This is a genomic window from Haloactinopolyspora sp. (assembly GCF_027324685.1).
In the GTDB taxonomy this organism is placed as follows: Bacteria; Actinomycetota; Actinomycetes; order Jiangellales; family Jiangellaceae; genus Haloactinopolyspora.
Window position 1 is genome coordinate 26,053 of sequence record NZ_DAHVSH010000001.1, and the last position, 7,288, is coordinate 33,340.

5 protein-coding genes are annotated in these 7,288 nt (G+C 69.2%); 1 reads left to right on the top strand and 4 read right to left on the bottom strand.

What is annotated here, in order from left to right; all coding sequences use genetic code 11:
• Positions 1–54 precede the first annotated feature (54 nt).
• The 4 genes from sucD to M6444_RS00155 form a co-directional block, all read right to left on the bottom strand.
• The gene (gene sucD, locus M6444_RS00140; protein ID WP_298321664.1) at positions 55–954 is read right to left on the bottom strand and encodes a succinate--CoA ligase subunit alpha; all 900 of its coding nucleotides are present in this window, start codon (positions 952–954) and stop codon (positions 55–57) included.
• Between the two features lie 12 nt (positions 955–966).
• The gene (gene sucC / locus M6444_RS00145) at positions 967–2,157 is read right to left on the bottom strand and encodes an ADP-forming succinate--CoA ligase subunit beta (RefSeq protein WP_363326178.1); all 1,191 of its coding nucleotides are present in this window, start codon (positions 2,155–2,157) and stop codon (positions 967–969) included.
• A 182-nt stretch (positions 2,158–2,339) separates the two neighbouring features.
• On the bottom strand, positions 2,340–5,660 hold the full coding sequence (locus tag M6444_RS00150; protein ID WP_298321666.1) for a phosphodiester glycosidase family protein: 3,321 nt from the start codon (positions 5,658–5,660) through the stop codon (positions 2,340–2,342).
• A gap of 97 nt (positions 5,661–5,757) precedes the next feature.
• Positions 5,758–6,183 (bottom strand): cobalamin B12-binding domain-containing protein, encoded by a 426-nt coding sequence (locus tag M6444_RS00155; RefSeq protein WP_298321668.1) that lies wholly within the window; start codon positions 6,181–6,183, stop codon positions 5,758–5,760.
• A 427-nt stretch (positions 6,184–6,610) separates the two neighbouring features.
• On the opposite strand from M6444_RS00155, the gene M6444_RS00160 reads away from it, so the two are divergent.
• Complete coding sequence (locus M6444_RS00160) at positions 6,611–7,285, top strand: M23 family metallopeptidase (RefSeq protein ID WP_298321670.1); 675 nt, start codon at positions 6,611–6,613, stop codon at positions 7,283–7,285.
• Positions 7,286–7,288: the final 3 nt, after the last annotated feature.

The window sequence follows — 7,288 nt, forward strand, 5'->3', positions numbered from 1 at the left end:
CTTCGACGTCCGCGCCGGCTGCTGCCGGGGCGCACCAACGGTGATCGGCCAGGATCACATGTTCTGGAAGATCTCGCGCATCAGGCCCGCGGTCTCGGTCGGCGTCTTGCCGACGCGGACGCCGGCCGCCTCGAGTGCTTCCTTCTTCGCCTGTGCGGTGCCCGACGAGCCGGACACGATGGCACCGGCGTGGCCCATCGTCTTGCCCTCCGGCGCGGTGAACCCGGCGACGTAGCCCACGACCGGCTTGGTCACGTGCTCCTTGATGTAGGCCGCCGCGCGCTCCTCGGCGTCGCCGCCGATCTCACCGATCATGACGATGCCGCGTGTCTCGGGGTCGGCCTCGAACGCCTCGAGCGCGTCGATGTGCGTGGTGCCGATGACCGGGTCGCCGCCGATGCCGACGGCGGTGGAGAAGCCGATGTCGCGCAGCTCGTACATCATCTGGTACGTCAGCGTGCCGGACTTGCTGACCAGCCCGATGGGTCCGGGGCCGGTGATGTCAGCGGGGATGATGCCCGCGTTGGACTGTCCGGGGCTGATGACACCGGGGCAGTTCGGGCCGATGATCCGCGTCTTCGACCCCTTCGACTGCGCATAGGCCCAGAACTCGGCGGTGTCGTGCACCGGGATGCCCTCGGTGATGACCACCAGCAGCTCGATGCCGGCGTCGACGGCTTCGATCACCGCGTCCTTGGTGAACTTCGGCGGCACGAAGGCCACCGACACGTTGGCGCCGGTCTTGTCCATCGCCTCGGCGACGCTGCCGTGCACGGTCAGGACCGCGTCGGAGGCGAAGTCGGTGAAGTCGAGCTCCTGGCCGGCCTTGCGGGCGTTCACCCCACCGACCACGCGCGTGCCCGACCGCAGCATCCGCTGGGTGTGCCGGGTGCCCTCAGCGCCGGTGATGCCCTGGACGATGACCTTGCTGTTCTTGTCGAGGAAGATTGCCATGATCTGTTGTCCTCACTTCCCGGCCGCGGCGAGCTCGGCGGCGCGACGGGCCGCGCCGTCCATGGTGTCGACCTGCTCGAGGTTGACGGCAGCTGCGCTGGCGACGAAATCAGCGAGGATCCGCCGGCCCTCCTCGGCGTTGTTGCCGTCCAACCGGACGACCAGCGGCTTGGTGACCGAGTCACCGCGAGACTCGAGCAACTCGAAGGCGTGGACGATGCCGTTGGCCACCGCGTCGCAGGCGGTGATGCCGCCGAAGACGTTGACGAACACGCTGACGACCTCGGGGTCGGACAGAATGATCTCCAACCCGTTGGCCATCACCTCGGCCGACGCACCGCCGCCGATGTCGAGGAAGTTCGCCGGCTTGACGCCGTTGAACTCCTCGCCCGCGTAGGCGACGACGTCCAGCGTGGACATGACCAGGCCCGCACCGTTGCCGATGATGCCGACCTCGCCGGAGAGCTTGACGTAATTGAGGTCCTTCTCCTTCGCCCGCGCCTCGAGCGGGTCGGCGGCCGCGGAGTCCTCGAAGCGGGCGTGGTCGTCGTGGCGGAATGCCGCGTTGTCGTCCAGGCTCACCTTGCCGTCGAGCGCGACGATCTTCCCATCCGGCGTCTTGACCAGCGGGTTCACCTCGACCAGCGTGGCGTCTTCGGTCGTGAACACCGTCCACAGCTGCTGCAGGATCGTGACCACCTGGTCGCGCACGTCGGCGCTGAAGCCGGCGGCGTCGGCGATCTCGGCGGCCTTCGCGGCGTCGACCCCGGCGAGCGGGTCGACGGGGATCATGGCCAGCGCCTCGGGTCGTTCGGCGGCCAGCTGCTCGATCTCGACCCCGCCTTCGACACTGGCCATGGCCAGGAAGGTGCGGTTGGCGCGGTCGAGCAGGAACGAGACGTAGTATTCCTCGGCGATGTCGCTGGCCTCGGTGACGAGGACGCGGTGGACGGTGTGCCCCTTGATGTCCATACCCAGGATCGCCTCGGACTTGGCCACGGCGTCATCCGGGTCGTCGGCCAACTTGACGCCACCGGCCTTGCCGCGGCCACCGATCTTCACCTGTGCCTTGACGACGACCTGCCCGCCGATGGCTTCGGCCGCTCGGCGCGCCTCGTCCGGGGTCTCGGCCACCTGTCCCGGCAGGACCGGGACATCGTGCTTGGCGAAGAGCTCCTTCGCCTGGTACTCCATCAGGTCCACGCGAATCCATCCCTTGTCATTCGGTCGCGTTCGACGGCATTGGCACGGCGCACCCCCCGATCACGAGGTGCCGATGGGCTACCCACTCCAGCTGCCGACGGCTCCGGCGTCGGACACCGAAGCCGCTCGGCAGCTTATCCGCGCCCGTTCTGACCCGTGCGAACGGGGCCACCGTGCGCCGGTCAGCCGACGGTGACGTCGCGCGCCGCCGTCTCGCCGTTGACGGTCACGCGCACCGACGCTTCACCCGCGCGGAGTCCGACGATCTGGTCTGCGCGCGGGTCGACGGCGACCACCGCGTCGGCCGGGGCCGCCTCGGGCGACCCGACGAACACGCCCGGCCCGCCCCACTGCGCCGACATCGGCCACCCGACGGGCACCTCGCGGGTGTCGTCTTGCATCACGGTGGCCGACACCGCGCCCGTGGCCCCGACGGCCAGCTCGCCCGGCGCGTCCAGCTCGATCGCGTCCACGCGCGCCACGACCTCTGAGCGCAACCAATCACCACCGGCACCGCGACCGTGCTGGGGTTCGATGCCGAGCATCGTCCAGCCGGTGAACCCGCCGTTGTCCGGGGTGCTCGACGGGCCCTTCCCGGAGTTGCCGTTGATGACGTACGGGACGCCGTCGACCGACGCCGCGTCGAACACGCCGACGTGGGCGCCGACGTAGGCCGCGGACTTGCCGCTGTCGGCTTCGAACTCCGCCAGCCAGGTTTCGACCATGGCCGCCTCGCGGCGGTCGCCCAGCTGGCTGTTCGCCGTGGGCAACGGGTCGTTGGGCGGGTGGTGGGCGAACACGACGACGCCCGTGACGTCCGGCGCGTCGGCGGCCTCGTCCAGCGCCCGGCGCAGCTCGGCGATCTGGTCGAACTCGTCGCCGTCGGCTCGCAGCGTCCCGAACGCGGAGTTCAGCGTGATGATCCGGGTGCGGCCGAGGTCGACGGTGTGCTGCGTGGCACCGAACTCGTCGATGAAGTTGGCGATCGGCCCGCCCTGCACCTCGTGGTTGCCCGGCACGTAGTACCAGGGGAAGTCGACTCCGGCGAGCTCCTCGTCGAGCACGGTGCGGGCCAGGTCGAAGTCGATCGGGGCCGCTTCGTCGACCAGGTCGCCGTTGATGACCAGCATGTCCGGGTCGGCCGCAACGATCTCACGCAGCGTGCGGCGAGCCGCCGCCACCAGGTCGCTGTCGGGATCGCGGCCGACGAACTGCGCGTCGCTCATCACCGCGATGCGCTGCGTGGCGCCGTCGGCGGTGCCGTTGGTCCAGATCACCGGGTCCTCGAAGCGCTCGGTCTCCGGCAACTCGACGTCGGGCGCGACGTCGACGGTGATGTCGCTGAACGCGGTCTCGCCTTCGTAGCGGGCATCACCGCTGGGTTCGACGGCGTAGATGTCACGCAGGGTCAATGGGTACTCGGTGCCGGCGGGCACCGGGAACGTCAGCTGTTGCCAGCCGGTGAAGGTCGTGTAGCCGCCGTTGAGCGTGATCAGCGTGCCGCTGCGGTCGTACAGCCGCATCCGGATCCAGGTGCCGTTGCCGTCGCCGTGCACCCAGGCCTTGACCGCCTGGGGCTGGCCGGGCAGTTCGAGCTGCTCCGGCGGCTCGGCGTAGGCGGCTCGGGTGTTGGGGCCGGTGAAGTCGTAGATCATCCGCACGCCCGAACGCCCCTCCGGGCCCTCGGTCGGCTCGATCGTGCCGGTGGCGCGCGCCAGACTGATGGTCCAGTCGGCGGCGTCGGCGAAATCGGCGACGGTCTCTTGGTCGAACCCGACCGTGACGGCGACGCTCGTGGACACCCCGGCCGCGGACAGGGTGATCAAGGCCGAGCCGCGGTCGGTGAGCGGACGGACGGTGAAGCCGTCGCCGTCGGGAACGAGCTCGGCCACGTCTTCGCCCCCGGTGACCTCGACGTCGCCCGGCTCGATCGGGGCGCGGTAGCCGTCTATGTCGTAGCCGGTCAGATCGATCCGACCGGTGTCGTCAGCGCCGCCGAGCGGGACCAGCGATGCGTTCGGCTCCACGCGGACCAGCTCACCGAGCACGGTGACGGCGAAGTCGCCTTCGGCCCCGCGCAACCGGGCGCTGATGTCTGCCCGTCCTGGCGCGACACCGGTGACGATCGCGCCGTCGCCGTCGCGGGCGACCGTGGCGACGCGCCGGTCGGAGGTCCGCCAGCGCGGCCGGGCGTCGACCGGAGCGTAAGACTCGTCGTGCCCGAGCGCGTCGATGTCGCGCGTGAGGCCGGGGAAGACCCGGTGGGCGTGGTCGGGGTCGGCGGCCTCGTCACGAGGCTGGACGAGGAATCCGGTCAGCTCGCCGGACCCCTCGGGCGCGAACAGCCCGAGGCTGTTGGCGACCGGACGCTCGGAACCGTCGGACGGGCTGTTCACCACGGTGCGCTCGTCGGTGGCGGGCTCTCGGGCCACCAGCGTGGACGAACCGCCGCCGTCCAGATTGAGCGCGTCGTAGGCGCCGAGATCGGCCATGAACTCGGCGGTCTCGGTCAAGGTCATCCCGTGCGCGTGGGCCTGCCTGCCGTCGATGGAGACCAGGAACATCCGGGTGCCGTCGGCGGAAAGGCCGACGGCGGAGCGTGGATGCGGCGTCGGGTCGTCGTAGTCCTGCACCTCGCCGTCGTCGATGAGCACCTGGTTGCCGCCGATCGCCACGGCCACCTCACCGAAGTCGGACCGGGGAGCGTAGGTCACCTTGGCGCTGTGCCCTTCGTCCAGCGCGAGCAACGCCTCGGCCCCGGCACCGCGGCCGACCACGACCACGGTGTCGCCATCGATCGCTCCGGACCCGATGTCGGTGCCGACCTGTGTCACCGTCTCGTCGACGATGTGGACCTCAGCGGTCACCGGGTCGCCCTGCACGGTGTCCGCACGGGTGTAGTCACCCCAGGCCGAGGTGAACACGCCGATGCCGTCGGGCGGCAGGCTGAAGTTGTTCACCCCGGCGATGTCGAGCGTCTGGCCGTCGTCGATCGCCAGCTCACCTTCGATGAACACCTGGGCCAGACGTACGGCTGCGTCGTCGGCGACGGTGACGGCGTTGGCGTGCCCGTCGACCGGTGAGGTGACCACGCCCTCGGCCCGGTCGATCCCCACGCCCAACGGGGCGTTGGACTCGTTGATGTCGTAGAAGTCGCCGTTGATCGCCGCAGTCGCGCCCGTGCGCTCCGTCGTCGCTCGCACCGTCTCGGTCTCGGTGACCGAGCCGGAGTACTGGTAGTCCAGTTCCACGCCGGAGGCCAGGTCGACCTCGAGGATCGAGCCGGCGTTCCAGCCACCGTCCTCCAGCCGCGAGAACGTGGTGAGCTCCATCCCCGGCGCGATCGTCGAGCGTTCGGCATCCACCAGGACCGACTCGCCCGGGCGAGTGAGTTCGTCGTCGTCGACGGCGACGGACGCGACCGGAGCGAGAAGCCCGAGGCCGGCGAGCGCAGCGACGGTGGCGGTGACGTTTCGTAGGACGCGTTCGCGGTGAACCAGCACGTGTGCACCCCATCGAGCTCAGGCGACCCGTGGTCGGTCGCCGGGCCGCATGGCGGTGAATTTCCGGCAAACTGTACCGATTCGTGATCGAAACGGGCTAGACGTGCGAATTATTTTCTTCGGCGCGATCGCGCAGCGTGTCGACCCAGGCGACGATCTCTTGCATGGACGCACCGGGGGTGAAGACCTTCGCCACCCCCATCTCCTCGAGCAGCGGGATGTCGGCGTCCGGGATGATCCCGCCGCCGAAAACCACGATGTCCGACGCGTCGCGTTCGGCGAGCAGCTCCAGGACCCGTTTGAACAACGTCATGTGCGCACCGGAGAGGATGGACAGTCCGATCGCGTCAGCGTCCTCCTGAATGGCCGCGGCGACGATCTGTTCGGGTGTTTGATGCAGGCCGGTGTAGATCACCTCGACACCCGAGTCACGCAGGGCGCGCGCCACCACCTTGGCGCCACGGTCATGACCGTCCAGCCCGGGCTTGGCGACCACGACCCGAAGCCGGCTTCCTTCTGTCATGACGGCTACCTCCACATGGGCGCTGATCCTCGGTTGGTCGTTGCAGGCTACCCGCAGGGGCGGCATCGGCCGATTCGATGACGACAGCTCGGCCTTTCGGCGTAGTTCGAGCGCCGGGAGGATGATCTCCACAGTGATGTGATGTAGATCACATGTCACAGCGCGTCATGATCATGACGGTGGGCGTGCATCCGCATAATCGCTCGTTCCGGCAGGTCAAAGCACAATGAGGATGCACGTGCATTTGGGATGCTCGCTCGAGATCGTCTTCGGGCGGCGAAACTGCGCGCTCCAGACGTTTGGCAGGACCCTTAGGGGACCGTTATGGTCCTGCGAGTCCTTGTTCCCGGCGAAAGGTTCTGGCGTGTCGCAACGCTCCGGCAGCGGGCGTCACCGTAGCCGCCGCAGACACGTCAGTGTCCCGTCGGTGGTCGGGTCTGTGGCCGTAGCCGCCGCAGCCTCCGGTGCCCTGGCCATGCCTCAGGCAGCGGGATCGACGAACGCAGAGTCCGACGGATCACTCGGTGCCATCGCTCAGCGTCCGCAACAGGACGTCGGCCGTGGCGGCGCGTTGGACACCGTCGCTGCCGCCGGGGAGTCCCTGACGGCTCAGACCAGCGAGACGGCTCAAGAAGCTCACGTCCGCATCATGGAGCAGCAGCGCCGCGAGGCAGCAGCTGCCGCGGCCCGCGCCGAACGCGAAGCCAAGCGTTGGCTCGCTCCGGTGTCGTCGTACCGCATCACCGCCGGTTTCGGCGCTGGCGGCTCGATGTGGTCCAGCCGCCACACCGGTCTCGACTTCGCCGCCAACATGGGCGATGAGGTCTACGCACTTTCGTCCGGCGAGATCATCTTCGCCGGCTACGACGGCCCCTACGGCAACAAGATCGTCGTCCGGCACTGGGACGGCACGGAGGTCTGGTACTGCCACCTCTCCCGCTTCGACCTTCGCTCCGGTGAGGTCAAGCCCGGCGAGGTCATCGGCCGCGTCGGCAGCACCGGCAACTCCACCGGTCCCCATCTGCACCTCGAGGTTCACCCCGACGGCGGTGAGCCGGTGAACCCGCGTAGCTGGCTCGAGGAGCAGGGCGTCTCGGTCTGATCG

What these genes read in the sequence shown, in the direction of transcription:
- M6444_RS00155 (WP_298321668.1), bottom strand. Translation starts at nt 6,183, where the DNA reads ATGACAGAAGGAAGCCGGCTTCGGGTCGTGGTCGCCAAGCCCGGGCTG.
- sucD (WP_298321664.1), bottom strand. Translation starts at nt 954, where the DNA reads ATGGCAATCTTCCTCGACAAGAACAGCAAGGTCATCGTCCAGGGCATC.